Raw genomic sequence first — 15,192 nt, forward strand, 5'->3', positions numbered from 1 at the left:
GTGCGCCGTCGGAGGCCAGAAACACGGCCATATTGGCAACGTCCTGAGCTGTCACGAAGCAGCGCATAGAGACGCCAGCCTCGTAGCCTGCCTGGATGAATTCGGGTGTCGTGCCCTTGGCCTTGGCTTCGCGCGCAATCACGCCGTCAATCCGTGGCCCTTCAACGCATCCGGGTGCGATGGCGTTGGCGCGAATGCCATAAGGCCCAAGCTCCATGGCCAAGGTCTTCATCAGGCCGATCACAGCCCATTTCGCCGATGAATAGGGCGAACGGTTGGGAAAACCGTTGATGCCCGCATTTGACGAGGTGATCAGGATCACGCCGGATTTTTGCGCCTTCATCATCGGTGCAGCGTATTTCGCGGCCAGGAATGCGCCTTCGAGATTGACCGCCACGCAACGGCGGAAATCCTCGGGCTCGACATCCTCGACCAGAGCGGTGGGACCGGCGATGCCGGCATTGGCGCAGACCACGTCGATGCTGCCCCATTCACTGGCAATGCGTTGGAACACTGCGCGCACATGCTCGGGGTCGCTGGCATCGCCGGACATTTTCAGCCAGTCGTCGGGGCAATGTGCCAGCGCAGTCTCGTCCGTGTCGGTGACAAGGACGCGTGCGCCATCGGCTGCAAAAGTCTCGGCCATTGCCTTGCCTATGCCGGATCCACCGCCGGTGATGAGAACCCGCTTGCTCATCCCCTAATCCCGCATGCTTGCAGGCTTGGGCAGTTTCGACTGGGCTTCTCCGAGCGCTGTGATGTTCGCCAGAACCTCGCCTTGCGGCTCGCAGGAACGGCGGGTTTCAAGCGAGACATGGATGAGAAGCTGGTTGCAGGTCGCCAGCAATTCGTCGTCAGCGGTGCGGATCATCTCGTGATAGAGCCTCAGCTTCTTGCCGCGGGCTTCAAGCACCTGGGTGCGGACATGGATGACGTCGCCCAGATGGGTTTCGTTGAGATAGCCGATTTCATTGGAGACGGTGAAATAGGACAGACCGCCGGCAATGTAAGCCTGATTTGCGCCGACCATGGACATCACCACGTCGCCGGCATCGGAGAACACCTGGCCGTAACGGCTTTCGTTCATATGGCCGTTGTAATCCATCCAGTCTACCGGGATGACGCGGTTCAGCGTTGTCAGCGGTTGATCGATGTCGGCCGGCAATGGCGGCTTGCTGCGCGCGTCCTGCACGTTCAGCAATTCGCCGGCGCCCCAATTGCGCCCCTTGAGTGCCCGCATCATGGCAACCAGATTGTCATCGCGGATGCGCTCGAGTTCGCGGATCGAATACATGCCTGACTGGGCATCCGACTGATCGGCGATCATGTCGGTCAACTCATCGGTGAGTTCCGGCACATCCATCAGCTTGGTCCAGGGCCAGGAGAGGCAGGGGCCGAACTGGGCGATGAAATGGCGCATGCCGGCTTCGCCACCGGCGATGCGGTAGGTCTCGAACAGGCCCATCTGCGCCCAGCGCATACCGAAGCCATAGCGGATGACGTCGTCGATTTCCTGGGTGGTGGCAACACCATCCTTGATCAGCCACAGCGCCTCGCGCCAGACAGCTTCAAGAAAGCGGTCAGCAATGTGGGCGTCAATTTCCTTGCGCACGATCAGCGGCTTCATGCCGATGCCGTCAAGCACGTCACGGGCGCGCAACAGCGTTGCCTCGACCCCGACAAGCTCAATCACCGGCAGGAGATAGACCGGGTTGAACGGATGCGCGACGAAGATCTGCTCCGGCCTTGCCGCGCCCTGTTGCAGTTCGGACGGCTTGAAGCCCGACGTGGACGAGCCGATCAGCGCATCCTTGCGGCAGTGGGCCTGGATCTCGGCAAAAACGATGTGCTTGATATCGAGGCGCTCAGGCGCGCTTTCCTGGATCCAGTCGGCATCCGCCACGGCTTCTGCCAGCGATGCAGCGAAACTGAGTTTGCCTTCTTTCGGGACGGTCACGTCCGACAGCGCGGGCAAGGATCGCCGCGCGTTGGCGAGCACTTCACCAACCTTGCGCTCGGCTTCCGGATCGGGATCGGAGACGACCACATTCCAGCCATTGAGGAGGAAGCGCGCAGCCCAGCCGCCGCCGATGACACCGCCACCGATGATGGCGGCTGTCTTGTTTTCACTCATGTGTTTCGCTCTTTGGCAATTGTGGGATCGGTCAGTTCAACGCGTTCACCGGCGCGGATCACTGCAGGGTCATAGGCTTTGCGGGCAAAGACCTGCTCGACTTGATCGCGGAAGAACTCAATGTCTTCATGCGGGTAGTCCGGGTCAAAGCTGTTCTGGTCCCAGCGTTCGCAGAATGTGGCGCAATCATCGTAGTAGGCGTGCCCCTCGTAGGCATCGCGCGCATGCGGATTGCCGCCAACATGTTGGGCATAATAGAGCTTCTGGAAGTCGCCGTGCTTTTCCACCACCCAGGTGCATTGCTCACGCACGAAAGGTTTGAGGATAGCGGCTGCATATTCATCGTGATTGTAGGGTGCGTAGATATCGCCGATATCGTGCAGCAGTGCCGAGACCACCCAGTCGACATCGGCGCCATCACGCCAGGCGCGGGTGGCGGCCTGCAGCGAGTGGCCGAGCCGTGTGACCTGGTAGCCCGACAGGCTCTTGTCGAGATCCACCATGGCAGCGAGAAGCCGCTCGGCGGTCTTGGCGGCATAATCGATTTCGTGCTCAGTGAGGAATTCATAATCCTCCCGATCGCCATCCTTCATCGCGGTAAACTTGACTTTCTCCATGCCGCCCTCCCTCTTTGAGACTATGCCGAAGCCGGCGCGCGCTTGGTAAGATTGAGACGCTCGCGCACCTCGGCAGGACCGATGACGCGCGCGCCCATGTTCTCGACAATTGTCGCAGCGCGTTCGACCAGTTGGGCATTGGTGGCAAGCTGGCCCTTGCCAAGCCAGAGATTGTCTTCAAGCCCGACCCGGACATTGCCGCCGGCAAGCACGGAGGCTGCGACATAGGCCATCTGGTTGCGGCCGAGCGCGAAGGCCGACCAGTTCCAGTCGTCGGGCACATTGTTGACCATCGCCATGAAGGTGTTGAGATCGTCGGGCGCGCCCCAGGGAACGCCCATGCAGAGCTGAACCAGCGCATCGGGTGCGAGCACGCCTTCCTTGACCAGTTCCTTGGCGAACCAGAGATGACCGGTGTCGAAGGCCTCGATCTCCGGCTTGACGCCAAGCTGGGTCATCATCCCGCCCATGGCGCGCAACATGCCCGGCGTGTTGGTCATGACGTAATCGGCTTCGGCGAAATTCATGGTGCCGCAATCAAGCGTGCACATCTCGGGCAGGCATTCGAGAATGTGCTTCATGCGTTCGGATGCGCCGGCCATGTCAGTGCCGACCGGGTTGAGCGGCAACGGCCTTTCGGTCGGGCCGAAGGTGATGTCGCCACCCATGCCGGCAGTCAGGTTGAGGACGACATCTACTTCGGCTTCGCGGATGCGTTCGGTAACTTCGCGGTAAAGCGCGACATCGCGGCGCGGACTGCCTGTTTCGGGATCACGGACATGACAATGGACAATTGCGGCGCCGGCCTTGGCCGCGTCAATGGCGGAGTTGGCGATCTGCTCGGGCGATCGCGGCACATGCGGGCTGCGGTCCTGGGTGGAGCCGGAGCCAGTGACGGCGCAGGTGATGAAAACCTCACGATTCATGGTCAGGGGCATGCAGCTAATCCTCCTCTTGATGGCGCTGCAATGATGACCGGCTTGCAGACGCATGTAATCCAATTTACGAAGAAAACATGACACAAAGCAAAGCCCTGACGATGATTTCCGAGCTGGGCCGTCCGGTTACGGTTGATTTGCTGATTGTACCGGGCTGTTCGCTTCTCACCCTTTCAAGTGCGGTCGAACCGCTGCGGGCCGCCAACCGTCAATCCGGCCGCACCGTCTTCAACTGGCGTTTCGTCTCCGTTGACGGGGAAGCGCCGGTGACGTCATCGGGCATCGCCTGGCCCGTCTCCTCCAGACACGATGCCTCCGTTGCTTGCGATGTGCTGGCGATTGCGGCGGGGTTCGGCGCGGCCCGGATGACCGAGCGCAAGCTGATCGCGCATGTCTATCGCGCGGCCCGGAACGCGACCGTCGTCATCGGCATCGAATCCGGCGCCTGGCTGCTGGCGCGCGCCGGGCTTCTCGACGAGCATCGGGCGGCAACGCACTGGGAGGATTTCGAGGAATTTGCCACGGCATTTCCCAATGTTGATCTGCGACCCGATCGCTATGTGATCGACCGGCGCTTCATCACCACTTCGGGCTCGTCTCCGACCTTCGACATGATGGTGGATCTGGTGCGGCGGGTCCTTGGGCATCCCGCAGCCCTCGATGTGGCGAGCAGCTTCGTGCATGACGATCTGCGCGCGGCAGGCGATCCGCAGGTCAATGTCACCCTCGCAGGCGCCCATCACGACGCGCGCCTGGTCCGTTCGATCAGGATCATGGAAACCCATATCGATGCACCGTTGAGCATTGCGGCAATCGCCAAACGGGTGTCGATGTCGGCGCGCGGACTGGAGCAATTGTTCGACCGGCAACTGGGGCAGACGCCCGGTGCCTATTTTCTGTCGCTCAGGCTGGCCGCAGCCCGGCGCCTGGTCAATGACACGCGACTGAGCATGACCGACATCGCATCGCGCACCGGGTTCTCCTCGCAATCGTCGTTTTCACGCGCGTTCAGCCGCCAGTTCGGGACAACGCCGACATTGAGCCGCAAGGGCCGCCCGGGCGCTGCCTGACCTGTCAACTGCTTTTGACCGGAACCTTTGCTTCGAGCCAGCGAAACGCCAGGACCAGTACACCGGTCAGGATCATGTAGATCAGCGCCAGCAGCAGCAGCGGCTCATAGGTCAGATAGGTGTCCTGACGGACGCGGGAAATGATGGCGTAGACATCGACCACGGTGATGGTCGCCACCAATGGTGTTGCCTTGAGCTGCAACACGGTTTCGCCGGCCAGCGTCGGCAGCGCGCGGTGAATGGCGCGCGGCAACCAGATCCGCCGGAACGCTGTGAACGGCGACATGCCATAGGCCCGCGCGGCTTCGAGTTCGCCCTTCGGCACGCCGGCAAAGGCGCCGCGCATCACCTCGCCTTCATATCCGGCGAAGGACAGTGTCAGCGCCAGAACGCCATAAGGCCAGGCCGAGCGCAGATAGGGCCAGGCCCAGGACTGGCGGATTTCCGGCCAATAGGCAAACAGCGAGCCGAGCCCGTAATACAGAAGCCACAACTGCAGCAGCAGCGGCGTGCCGCGGATCACGGTGCAGAACGCCCGCGCCGGACCGGATAGCCAGAACGGTCCCGCAGCCTGGGCAAGCCCCAGCGGCACAGCCATAAGAAAACCAAGAATGCTGGTCAGGAACAACAGCCACAGCGTGGTGCCAACGCCACTTACCAGCTTGCCCGAATAACGCGGCAGCCAGTCCCAGCGCATTGTCACCGCGGCGAAAGCAATGATGCCGATGCCGATCGCCAGCAGCACCAGACGGTGCGGTTCCTTCCAGCTTCTGAGTTCGGGATCCATCAGCGCACCGCCGGCATGCCGCGGCGGGCATAACGCTCAACCCGACGGATGACGACATTGGAGAGCAATGTCACCATCAGATAGAGCAGTCCCGCTGCACAGAAAAACAGAAAATAGGACTTGGTGGTTCCTCCCGCCTGCCGCGTCACCAGCGTCAATTCGGCGACGCCGACAACGGCCAGGAGTGCTGTGTCCTTGGTGGCGATCAGCCAGAGATTGGAAAGTCCCGGGACGGCATGCGGCAGCATGCCCGGCAAGGTGATGCGCCTGAGCACCTGAAGCGAAGACATGCCGTAGGCCCTGGCGGCTTCGATCTGGCCATAGGGCACTGCCTTGAAAGCGCCGCGCAAGACCTCGGTCTGATAGGCGCCCTGAACCACGCCGATGACGAAGATGCCGGCGGCCAGACCGCTGATATCCATGCGCTCGGCGCCGATCAACACCATGACCTGGTTGAGCGCGTCGGTCCCGGCGTAATAAAGCAGCAGGATCAGCACAAGTTCCGGCACGGCGCGCACCAACGTGGTGTAGACATCAAGAATGTCACGCAGGATCGGACCGCCATAAAGCTTGCCGGTGGCGCCGCCGACGCCAATCAGGAAGCCCAGAATATAGCCGCCGACGGCGACCTGAAGCGAGACCGCGAGGCCTCCGAGCAAAACGCCGCCCCAGCCCGGAGGTTCAAGCGCCAGAAATTCCCAGGAAGCCAGGCCTGTTACCCAGTCAAGCATTTGAGACACTCACACACGACCGGCGGTTGGAAACCGTCGGTCGTGCTGGAGCGCAGCGCGCCAATTCAGGCATTTACTTGCCGTAGATATCGAAGTCGAAATACTTCTTCGAGAATTCCTCATAGGTTCCGTTTTCACGGATGGCGGCGATGGCTGTATTGAACTTTTCGCGCAATGCATCGTCACCCTTGCGCAGGCCAATGCCAACACCGGCGCCGAGAATGGCCGGATCATCTTCGACCGCGCCGACGATTTCGCAGCAGGCGTCGGATTTGACGAAGGCATCAAGCGCCAGCGAATCCGCCATGATGGCATCCACGCGGCCGGCAGCCAGATCCTGATTGGCTTCGTCCTGGGTCTGGTATTCCTTGATCTCGGCGGCGGCATCAGCAAAGTGCGTGGTCACGTAATCCTGGTGGATGGTGGAGACCTGAACGCCAACGATCTTGCCTTCGAGGCCAGCAGCATCGGGCGTGATGCCCGATCCCTTGGCGGTCGCGATCACCGACGGGGTGTTGTAGTATTTGTCGGAGAAATCGATGGTCTTCATGCGCTCTTCGGTGATCGACATGGAGCCGATGATGGCGTCGATCTTGCTCGATGTCAGCGCCGGAATGATGCCGTCCCATGAGACCGGTGTGACCACGCAATCAAGCTTGGCTTCAGCGCAGACAGCGTTCATGAATTCGATTTCCCAGCCGGTCCAGTTGCCCGCAGCATCCGGTTCGGTGAACGGAGGATAAGGCTCGGCGGCGACACCGACGCGGACGGTTTCGGCGGATGCGGCCTGTGCGGCGAGCGTCATGCCGAAGGCAGCGATTGTTGTGATGATCTTGGTGTTCATGGATTTTCCCCTGTTAAAGAAATCGGGCTTTGCCCATTCAGCCTCGGACTATTGAACAGTCGCAAGGAATTTTTGCAATCGCTCCGATTTTGGAGCGCTGTAGACGGCATCCGGTGGACCTTCTTCCTCGATCACACCATCGGCCAGAAATACCACGTGGTTGGCGACCTCGCGGGCAAACTTCATCTCGTGCGTGACCAGCAGCATGGTGCGGCCTTCGCGCGCCAGATCAGCGATCACGGCAAGCACTTCGCCGACCAGTTCAGGATCAAGTGCCGAGGTCGGTTCGTCAAACAGCATCACTTCCGGTTCGACCGCCAGAGCGCGGGCGATTGCCGCGCGTTGCTGCTGGCCTCCGGACAGAAATGCCGGATAGACATCGCGCTTGTCGGACAGGCCGACGCGGTCGAGCAGTGTTTCGGCGCGCGCGATCGCCTCGTCGCGCGGCACACCCATGACCTGCACAGGCACCTCTATGACATTGCCAAGAACCGTCATGTGCTGCCAGAGATTGAAGCTTTGAAACACCATGGCGAGACGTGTGCGGATGCGCCGGAGCTGACCGGCATTGGCCGACTGCAATCCGCCGCGGCCATCCGGCTTCATATCAATCGTCTCTCCCTTGATGCTGATTGCACCCCGGGTCGGCAACTCGAGCATGTTGATGCAGCGGAGCATGGTCGACTTGCCTGATCCGGAACCGCCTATGATGGCCACCACATCACCGGTTTTCGCCGTCAGCGAAACGCCCTTGAGAACTTCAAGCTCACCAAATGTCTTGTGCAAGTCAGCGACCTGAACCGCTGGCGGAGGCTGCGTGGTGCCCGGTTCCGCGCCGGATTGTAGACTGCTCATTCGTTCCCTTTGCTGCTCCGTCTGTCGCGAAGTTGGTCAATCGTGACCCTTGCGCAGCAATTAATCAAGTGTATAATTTGAGAAAGTGCAAACCACCCGATCGGACCCTCGATGACTTACGGATCGCAATCCATGACCGCGCCCTTAAAGCGGGTCGCTATGCGCAGGCCGGGCGCAAGCCTTCTTTCAGCCAAGGCCGAGGACTGGCATTACGGCCCCGGCTTTGACGGAGCGCGCGCCATCGAGCAGTTCGACATCTTTACCGATCTGGTTGGCTCCTGCGGCGCCGAGATGCTCTGGATCCAGGATTCGGGCGACGGCCTTGCCGATGCGATGTTCACCCATGACCCGTCGCTGATGACCGACCATGGCGCGATCATCTTGCGTATGGGAAAGCCCGGCCGCATGGCAGAGCCTGCGCTTCATGCCGCCGCCTATCGCGCTGCCGGGATTCCGATCCTGGGCGAAATTGCCGCACCCGGATCCGTCGAGGGCGGCGATTGCGTCTGGGTCGATCACTCGACCTTAGCTGTCGGCCGCGGCGTTCGGACCAATCAGGCCGGAATCGAGCAACTCGCAGCGATGCTTGCGCCGCACGGTGTGAGCGTGCTTGGCTTCGACCTCCCGCTTGGCAATGGCGCTGATGCCTGCCTGCATTTGATGTCGGTGGTGTCTCCGCTGGACGAGAGACTGGCACTGGTCTACGCGCCGATGCTTCCTGTCGCCTTCTGGCAATTGCTGAAGGACCGCGGCTACACCTTGCTGGAAGCCCCGGCGGACGAGTTTGCCGCATCCAACGGCCTCAACCTCAATGTTTTGCCCCTGGTTCCCGGCGATGTGATCATGGTCGACGGGTTTCCCAAGACCCGGGCCTTGATGGAAAAGGCAAATTGCCGGGTCCGGGTGTTTGAGGCAGACGCATTGTGCATTCCATGTGAAGGCGGACCGACCTGCCTCACCCGTCCGGTATGGCGGGAATGACGCGCCGCGCGTTTCATCATGAACCTGAGGAGGTGCGGCAAAATGCTCTGATTGCCGCAACGCTCGACAGCATCGCCGAACTGGGGCTGGCTGGCGCAACCGTGCGGGAAGTCTCCTACCGCGCTGGTGTCACGCCGGGTCTGATCCGGCGGTATTTCGACAACAAGGAAAAGCTGGTCGCGGCGGCCTACCGGAGCTTCATTTCGGATCTGATTGCCATGGCGGAATCGGGCTGTGGCGACGGGCCGGCGGTTTCGCGGCTCGCGGGCCTGATCCGCGCCAGCGTCACCGCCCCGGTGGCCGACGGGCGGACGCTGTCAATCTGGGCCGCCTTCATCGGTACGGTGAACTCCGATCCGGTCATGGCGCAGGCGCACCGTGAGGGCTACCAGTCATTTCGTGATCTGATCGAACAGCTGGTCGGCGAGGTCATGGCCGAGCGCGCAGTACCTGCCACGAAACCGGACATCCGCAGACACGCCATTGTGCTCAACGCACTGCTTGATGGTCTCTGGATCGAGATTTCCATGGGCGGCGACGACTTTTCGCGTTTCGACGTGATCCGGATAGCACTCGATTCAGTGGCGACATTGCTCGGGATCGACCCGGCGGAATTCAGGGAATAACCAAGATGCACTATGCCGCAATCACCGAGCGCCTGGCTCATACCGGGGGCGCCAAATGGGCCATTCACCAGCGCTGCCGGACGATGAACGCCGCCGGCGCCGACATCATCGAATTGACAATCGGAGAACCGGATCAACCGCCGGACCCGCGTTTGTTCGAAGTCTGCCACGCGTCAATGCTCGCTGGCCGCACCGGCTATTCGAACGGTCGCGGCGAGCCGGAGCTGCTGGAGGCGATCGCAGCACGATACAGCCGCAGGCGCGCCGGAGTGGATTCCCAGAATGTGCTATGTTTTCCGGGAACCCAGACCGCGCTGTTCGCCACCATGATGGGGCTGACAGGCCCTGGCGACGGCGTGCTTGTCGGCGATCCCTTCTACGCCACCTATGAAGGCGTCATTGTCGCCAGCGGCGCGCACCGGGAATCGGTACCGCTGAGATCCGAAAACGGGTTTCGGCTGACCGCGGAAGACCTTGAAGCCTCGATCACACCACATTCACGGGTGCTGCTGCTGAACTCGCCGCACAATCCGACGGGCGCGGTGCTTGACGCCGGCGAATTGGCTCAAATCGGCGAGGTTTGCCGGAAACACGATCTCTGGATCGTCGCCGACGAGGTGTATGAAGAATTGGTATTCGACGGCAATTTCGCCTCGCCGTTTGATAATCCCGAGCTGGCGGACCGGGTGATCGCGCTGTCATCGATCTCCAAATCGCATGCGGCGCCCGGCTTCCGCAGCGGATGGGCGGTCGGGCCGCAGGAATTCTGCGACAAACTGCTGCCCTTGGCGGAGACCATGCTGTTCGGCAACCAGCCCTTCATCGCCGACATGACCGCCTTCGCGCTCAATTCTGATTTGCCAACATCGGCGCGGATGCGCGCCTCCTACAAGCACCGCACCACGCTTTTCGCCGACACGCTGGAAAAAATTGACGGCATCACGCCGTTCCGGCCACAAGCCGGCATGTTCATCGTGCTCGATGTTTCCGGTACCGGGCTTGATGGCGAAAGCTTCGCCTGGCGATTGCTGGAAGCCGGCGTCGCGGTGATGCCCGGTTCCTCGTTCGGGGCCAATGCGGGTGCTCTGGTCCGGCTCAGCCTGACCGTGCCCGATGAATCGGTCGTGGAAGCCTGCGCGCGCATAAAACGCTTTGTGGAGGGGCTTTGATGTCCGGCCACTCGCTGACCGTTGGACAAGCCCTGGTCACCCTGCTGGAGCAGGCCGGCGTCGACACCGTCTTCGGCATTCCCGGCGTTCACACGATCGAGCTCTATCGCGGTCTTGCCGCGAGCCCGATCCGCCATGTCACGCCACGCCACAAACAAGGCGCGGGCTTCATGGCCGATGGCTATGCCCGCGTCACCGGACGACCCGGTGTGTGTTTCGTCATCACCGGCCCGGGGCTGACCAACACGCTGACGGCCATGGCGCAGGCGCGCGCCGACGGCATTCCGATGCTGGTGATCTCCGGCGTCAACGCCACGACGACCCTCGGACAGGGCCGTGGCCACCTGCACGAATTGCCCGATCAGGCCGGCCTCGCCCGCACCGTGGCGCTGTGGACCCATACACTGACTGATCCAGCGCAATTGAATGACGTGCTGGCTCAGGCGTTCACGGTGATGACTGGCGAACGCCCCGGGCCGGTGCATATCGAGATTCCCACCGACATCATGAAACTGCCAGCGGGCGCGCAGACATTCACCATGCCGGTTGTCCCGCACCCGCGCCCCTCAGCCGCTGATATCAGCTTGGCCACCGACATGTGCAGGCGGGCGAGAACACCAACAATCCTGCTTGGCGGCGGTGCCGTGCGGTCGGAGGATGCCGTTCGCCGGTTCGCCGAGACGCTTGATGCGCCGGTTGTCAGCACCACCAATGCGCGGGGCATCATGGCAGGATCCACACTCGATGTGCCGGCCAGCCCCAGTCTGGCCTGTGTGAGAGAGCTGCTGTCAGGCTCCGACCTGGTGCTGGCGCTGGGAACCGAACTGGGGCCGACCGACTGCGACATGTATGATGATGGCCGCTTCAGCTTGCCTTTGAACCTGATGCGCGTCGACATCGACACTGACCAACTGACACGCGGTGCGCCCGCGGCTTTGGCGATCAAGGCCGATCTCGAAGCCTTTTTATCGGACATGTCTGGCGAGATGGCTGCCTTGCCCTTGCCGAAAGACCGGCCCGGCGATGGCGGCAAACGCGCGAAAGCGGTCCGGGACCTGGCGCTTGCCGAGATCGGGGAAACCTATCGCGGACACGTTGACCTGGTCGAGGAGATCTGGCGAGCCTTGCCCGAAGCGGCAATCGTCGGCGACTCGACGCAACTGGTCTATGCCGGCAACATGTATGTCCAAGCGCCACGCCAGGCTTCCTGGTTCAATTCGGCCACCGGCTTCGGGACCCTGGGCTATGCCGCTCCCGCCGCCATCGGCGCGGCGCTGGGCCAGCCCGGGCGGCCGGCAGTGGCGCTGCTGGGCGATGGCGGGTTTCAGTTCACGCTTGCCGAACTTGGCAGCGCACGAGATTGCGATGCGGATGTGGCGTTTGTGGTCTGGAACAATTCCGGCTTCATGGAAATCGAAACGTCAATGACGTCAGCGAAGATCACACCGATCGGCGTCACCCCGTCGGCGCCGGATTTTTCTGCCATTGCGGCAGCCTACGGTCTGCCGTCGCGCAGGGTTGGAACCCGCGAAGACCTCATCGGAGCGCTGAAGCAACTGCCGCGGCCCTGTTTGATTGAGTATCTCGATCCGCGCTGAAGCGCTCAGGCACACAGTGAATCGAGCAACCGGTCCATGAACGCTTCGCCGGCAGCGAGTTGTTCGAGCGAGAGAAACTCGTCGGGCTGATGCGCCTGGGCGATATCGCCGGGCCCGCAGACCACAGTGGAATAGCCGCGGGTCTGGAACTGGCTGCCCTCGGTGCCGTAACTGACCACATGCCGGCCATTGTCGCCGGTCAGGCGGCGCGCCAGGGTTTCCGCCGCACCGTCGATCTCCGGCGTCAACGCGGGAAGCGCGAAACCGGGTTTGAGATCGATGCCGGTATCGGGATGGATTGTCTGCATCTCGGCGGTCAGATCCGCCACTTTCGCCTCAAGCGCCCGGGCCCACTCATCAGGACTTTCGCCGGGGACGAAACGGAACTCCATCAAGAACCGGCAATCCTTGGCGGTGATGTTATGGGCGGTGCCGCCCTCGATCTGTCCGACATGGAGCGTGGTAAAAGCCGGATCAAAGGGCGCGGCAAGTTCGGACGGCGTCCGCGCTGCATTCTCCGCATTGCGCTGGTTGGCCCAATCGATGAGTTTCGCCGCCTGCATGATTGCGCTGACACCATAGGGCAACAAGGAAGAATGTACCTCGAAGCCGCGCACATGAATGTTATAGGCCAGACCGCCCTTGTGCCCCGTCACCACCCGCATCATGGTTGGTTCACCGACAATGACCTCACGCGCTCGCGGCAGGGCGCCAAGCATGGTCTCGACCAGATCAATGACTGCCGCGCAGCCGACTTCCTCGTCAAAGGAAAGCGCCAGTTGAAGCGGACGCTTGAGCGCGAGGGTTGAAGCCCGTGCCATGGCCAGCAGCGCCAGCGCGTCAAAGCCTTTCATGTCGCAGGCGCCACGCCCGAACAGTTTTCCGTCGCGCTCGGTCAGCGTCCAGGGATCGGTTGTCCAGGACTGCCCCTCAACCGGAACGACATCGGTATGGCCCGACAAGATGACTCCGCCGTCGATCTCCGGACCGGTTTGGGCATAGAGATGCGCCTTTGTGCCGCACGGACTCATGATCCGCTCCGAAGTGATGCCGTAGCCCGACAGAAAGGACTCAACCCACTCCACCAACGGCAAATTGCTGTCGCTGCTGATAGTCGGAAAGGAAACCAGTTTTGCCAGAATTCCTCGAGAATTAGAATATATTTCCATTGTATCGCCAAACAAGGATCAAACATTTCGATAAATCGGACTCTTGCGAAGTTCTGCTCACTCAAGCCGCCCCGTGCAAGGCCGGTACCGCGTGAATTTTTCGTTCTCGCCGCCGCCGGTTTGAACACTTATCATGCAAATTGAAAAACCCCACTGGTCAACCACAGGAAAATTGGTCAATAGTATGCGCCACCGGCTGATTGAAAGATCGGACCGGCAACAAAAATAACGGGAAAACATCTCCCGAGGGGTACAGTATGCCAGACACGGCCATGCCAATTCTGGATGTTAAAGGACTTAAAACGGTTTTCCGCACCCGTGGTGGCGAAGTTCACGCGGTGAACTCGGTAGACTTCCATCTCCGTCCCGGCGAACTGCTCGGCGTGGTGGGAGAAAGCGGGTCAGGAAAATCGGTGACCATGATGTCACTGTTGCGGCTGCTGCCGTCTCCGCCCGCGGAGATGCGTGACGGCACAGTGATGTTTGATGGTCAAGACCTGCTCAAGATCAGCCCGGAGAAGTTGCGCCAGGTGCGTGGCTCCAGGATCGGGTTCATCTTTCAGGACCCGATGACATCGCTCAATCCAGTCTACACTGTGGGCTTCCAGTTGGCAGAGCCGCTGCGTGCGCATATGGGCATGCCCAAGGCGCAAGCCCGGGCGCGGTCGATCGAGCTTCTGCAACTCGTGGGCATTCCTGATCCGGAACGGCGGCTGAAGGACTACCCGCACCAGTTTTCTGGCGGCATGCGCCAGCGGGTGATGATCGCCATTGCGCTTGCCTGCGATCCCAAGGTGCTGATCGCGGACGAACCGACCACGGCGCTGGACGTGACCATTCAGGCCCAGATCATCGAGCTGGTGAAGGAACTGCGCCAGAAGCTGGGAATGGCAATCATCTGGATCACGCATGATCTGGGCGTTATCGCCGGGATCGCCGACCGGGTGATGGTGATGTATGCCGGCCAGGTTGTCGAGGAAGGCCCGGTCAACGAGATCTTCCGGGATCCCCGGCATCCTTACACCCAGGCGCTTCTCAAGACCGTGCCAGCCGTTCGCGGACCGCGCGCCGACCGGCTGCAGGTGATCGAGGGCCAGCCACCGATCATGCATGATGCACCAGCCGCCTGCTCTTTCCGCAACCGGTGCCCGTTTGCTTTCGACCGCTGCGAACAGGAAAATCCGGCGCTGACGCCGATCCATGCGCCGGGCCACCGCGCCGCCTGCTTCCTTCTGGACAGGGTCTCGACGCAAGAGCCGGAGACTGTAAATGGCTGAAGTTCAAACCGTGACTGATGCCGAAGCTGCAGTTCCGCTGGTCAAGGTGCGGGATCTCAAGATGTATTTCCCGATCCATTCCGGCCTGTTCCGAACGCATTCCGGCGACATCAAGGCTGTGGATGGCATCAGCTTCGACATCATGCCGGGCGAAACGCTTGGACTGGTCGGAGAATCCGGTTGCGGCAAGTCCACCGTCGGACGCTCGATCCTGCGGCTTTATGACGTGACTGGCGGCACCGTCGAAATCAACGGGTTTGAAATTGCCCATGTCGACCGCGACAGCCTGCGCTCGAAGCGGCCGATGATGCAGATGATCTTTCAGGATCCGCAAGCCAGCCTCAATCCGCGCATGACGGTCGCCAGCATCATCGGTGAACCGCTTGACGAGCACGT

General features: G+C 61.4%; 16 protein-coding genes. 7 read left to right on the forward strand and 9 right to left on the reverse strand.

From position 1 onward, the window contains the following. The 4 genes from ABJN75_RS00285 to ABJN75_RS00300 form a co-directional block, all read right to left on the reverse strand. Positions 1-697 (reverse strand): SDR family oxidoreductase (locus ABJN75_RS00285; RefSeq protein ID WP_348435715.1); only part of this gene is annotated, 697 nt, incomplete at its 3' end. A 3-nt stretch (positions 698-700) separates the two neighbouring features. Beyond that, complete coding sequence (locus tag ABJN75_RS00290; protein WP_348435717.1) at positions 701-2,134, reverse strand: carnitine 3-dehydrogenase; 1,434 nt, start codon at positions 2,132-2,134, stop codon at positions 701-703. Continuing rightward, entirely contained in the window at positions 2,131-2,751 is a 621-nt protein-coding gene (locus ABJN75_RS00295) for an HD domain-containing protein (RefSeq protein ID WP_348435719.1), read from the reverse strand. Before ABJN75_RS00295 ends, ABJN75_RS00290 begins: the two co-directional genes overlap by 4 nt. Positions 2,752-2,771: 20 nt before the next feature. Next, the gene (locus ABJN75_RS00300; RefSeq protein ID WP_348435720.1) at positions 2,772-3,689 is read right to left on the reverse strand and encodes a 3-keto-5-aminohexanoate cleavage protein; all 918 of its coding nucleotides are present in this window, start codon (positions 3,687-3,689) and stop codon (positions 2,772-2,774) included. A 77-nt stretch (positions 3,690-3,766) separates the two neighbouring features. On the opposite strand from ABJN75_RS00300, the gene ABJN75_RS00305 reads away from it, so the two are divergent. Next, positions 3,767-4,759 carry a GlxA family transcriptional regulator gene (locus ABJN75_RS00305; protein ID WP_348435722.1) on the forward strand — a complete coding sequence of 331 codons (993 nt, stop codon included), beginning with the start codon at positions 3,767-3,769 and terminating at the stop codon, positions 4,757-4,759. A gap of 4 nt (positions 4,760-4,763) precedes the next feature. Here the strand turns inward: ABJN75_RS00305 and ABJN75_RS00310 are convergent, their stop codons facing one another. The 4 genes from ABJN75_RS00310 to ABJN75_RS00325 all read right to left on the reverse strand — a co-directional run bounded on the left by ABJN75_RS00310 (position 4,764) and on the right by ABJN75_RS00325 (position 7,976). Then, the gene (locus ABJN75_RS00310; protein WP_348435724.1) at positions 4,764-5,546 is read right to left on the reverse strand and encodes an ABC transporter permease; all 783 of its coding nucleotides are present in this window, start codon (positions 5,544-5,546) and stop codon (positions 4,764-4,766) included. Further along, positions 5,546-6,277: an ABC transporter permease gene (locus ABJN75_RS00315; RefSeq protein ID WP_348435725.1), complete on the reverse strand. Its 732-nt coding sequence runs from the start codon at positions 6,275-6,277 to the stop codon at positions 5,546-5,548. Before ABJN75_RS00315 ends, ABJN75_RS00310 begins: the two co-directional genes overlap by 1 nt. Positions 6,278-6,350: 73 nt before the next feature. After that, entirely contained in the window at positions 6,351-7,121 is a 771-nt protein-coding gene (locus tag ABJN75_RS00320; RefSeq protein WP_348435727.1) for a transporter substrate-binding domain-containing protein, read from the reverse strand. A 48-nt stretch (positions 7,122-7,169) separates the two neighbouring features. Beyond that, positions 7,170-7,976, reverse strand: a complete 807-nt coding sequence (locus ABJN75_RS00325; RefSeq protein WP_348435729.1) for an ATP-binding cassette domain-containing protein — start codon at positions 7,974-7,976, stop codon at positions 7,170-7,172. A gap of 132 nt (positions 7,977-8,108) precedes the next feature. Here ABJN75_RS00325 and ABJN75_RS00330 point away from each other — a divergent pair, with 132 nt between their 5' ends. From ABJN75_RS00330 to ABJN75_RS00345, 4 genes are read left to right on the forward strand one after another with little or no spacing between them, the layout of a single operon-like run. Further along, positions 8,109-8,957, forward strand: coding sequence for an arginine deiminase family protein (locus ABJN75_RS00330; protein WP_348435731.1), 849 nt, complete (start codon positions 8,109-8,111; stop codon positions 8,955-8,957). Then, entirely contained in the window at positions 8,954-9,583 is a 630-nt protein-coding gene (locus ABJN75_RS00335) for a TetR family transcriptional regulator C-terminal domain-containing protein (RefSeq protein WP_348435733.1), read from the forward strand. Before ABJN75_RS00330 ends, ABJN75_RS00335 begins: the two co-directional genes overlap by 4 nt. A gap of 5 nt (positions 9,584-9,588) precedes the next feature. After that, positions 9,589-10,752, forward strand: a complete 1,164-nt coding sequence (locus ABJN75_RS00340) for a pyridoxal phosphate-dependent aminotransferase (RefSeq protein ID WP_348435735.1) — start codon at positions 9,589-9,591, stop codon at positions 10,750-10,752. Beyond that, positions 10,752-12,350, forward strand: a complete 1,599-nt coding sequence (locus ABJN75_RS00345; RefSeq protein WP_348435737.1) for a 5-guanidino-2-oxopentanoate decarboxylase — start codon at positions 10,752-10,754, stop codon at positions 12,348-12,350. The genes ABJN75_RS00340 and ABJN75_RS00345 overlap by 1 nt, the downstream gene beginning before the upstream one ends. 5 nt (positions 12,351-12,355) lie before the next feature. Here ABJN75_RS00345 and argE read toward each other — a convergent pair whose 3' ends face one another. Then, positions 12,356-13,519 carry an acetylornithine deacetylase gene (gene argE, locus ABJN75_RS00350; protein ID WP_348435739.1) on the reverse strand — a complete coding sequence of 388 codons (1,164 nt, stop codon included), beginning with the start codon at positions 13,517-13,519 and terminating at the stop codon, positions 12,356-12,358. 257 nt (positions 13,520-13,776) lie between these two features. Between argE and ABJN75_RS00355 the strand changes: the two genes are divergently transcribed. After that, positions 13,777-14,796, forward strand: coding sequence for an ABC transporter ATP-binding protein (locus ABJN75_RS00355; RefSeq protein ID WP_348435741.1), 1,020 nt, complete (start codon positions 13,777-13,779; stop codon positions 14,794-14,796). Further along, positions 14,789-15,192 (forward strand): ATP-binding cassette domain-containing protein (locus ABJN75_RS00360; RefSeq protein ID WP_348435743.1); only part of this gene is annotated, 404 nt, incomplete at its 3' end. The genes ABJN75_RS00355 and ABJN75_RS00360, both read left to right, overlap by 8 nt.

This window comes from Hoeflea sp. (assembly GCF_039975035.1).
In the GTDB taxonomy this organism is placed as follows: Bacteria; Pseudomonadota; Alphaproteobacteria; order Rhizobiales; family Rhizobiaceae; genus Hoeflea.

What these genes read in the sequence shown, in the direction of transcription:
- ABJN75_RS00345 (WP_348435737.1), top strand. Translation starts at nt 10,752, where the DNA reads ATGTCCGGCCACTCGCTGACCGTTGGACAAGCCCTGGTCACCCTGCTG.
- argE (WP_348435739.1), bottom strand. Translation starts at nt 13,519, where the DNA reads ATGGAAATATATTCTAATTCTCGAGGAATTCTGGCAAAACTGGTTTCC.
- ABJN75_RS00300 (WP_348435720.1), bottom strand. Translation starts at nt 3,689, where the DNA reads ATGCCCCTGACCATGAATCGTGAGGTTTTCATCACCTGCGCCGTCACT.
- ABJN75_RS00355 (WP_348435741.1), top strand. Translation starts at nt 13,777, where the DNA reads ATGCCAGACACGGCCATGCCAATTCTGGATGTTAAAGGACTTAAAACG.
- ABJN75_RS00310 (WP_348435724.1), bottom strand. Translation starts at nt 5,546, where the DNA reads ATGGATCCCGAACTCAGAAGCTGGAAGGAACCGCACCGTCTGGTGCTG.
- ABJN75_RS00290 (WP_348435717.1), bottom strand. Translation starts at nt 2,134, where the DNA reads ATGAGTGAAAACAAGACAGCCGCCATCATCGGTGGCGGTGTCATCGGC.
- ABJN75_RS00325 (WP_348435729.1), bottom strand. Translation starts at nt 7,976, where the DNA reads ATGAGCAGTCTACAATCCGGCGCGGAACCGGGCACCACGCAGCCTCCG.
- ABJN75_RS00335 (WP_348435733.1), top strand. Translation starts at nt 8,954, where the DNA reads ATGACGCGCCGCGCGTTTCATCATGAACCTGAGGAGGTGCGGCAAAAT.
- ABJN75_RS00305 (WP_348435722.1), top strand. Translation starts at nt 3,767, where the DNA reads ATGACACAAAGCAAAGCCCTGACGATGATTTCCGAGCTGGGCCGTCCG.
- ABJN75_RS00340 (WP_348435735.1), top strand. Translation starts at nt 9,589, where the DNA reads ATGCACTATGCCGCAATCACCGAGCGCCTGGCTCATACCGGGGGCGCC.
- ABJN75_RS00315 (WP_348435725.1), bottom strand. Translation starts at nt 6,277, where the DNA reads ATGCTTGACTGGGTAACAGGCCTGGCTTCCTGGGAATTTCTGGCGCTT.
- ABJN75_RS00295 (WP_348435719.1), bottom strand. Translation starts at nt 2,751, where the DNA reads ATGGAGAAAGTCAAGTTTACCGCGATGAAGGATGGCGATCGGGAGGAT.
- ABJN75_RS00330 (WP_348435731.1), top strand. Translation starts at nt 8,109, where the DNA reads ATGACCGCGCCCTTAAAGCGGGTCGCTATGCGCAGGCCGGGCGCAAGC.
- ABJN75_RS00320 (WP_348435727.1), bottom strand. Translation starts at nt 7,121, where the DNA reads ATGAACACCAAGATCATCACAACAATCGCTGCCTTCGGCATGACGCTC.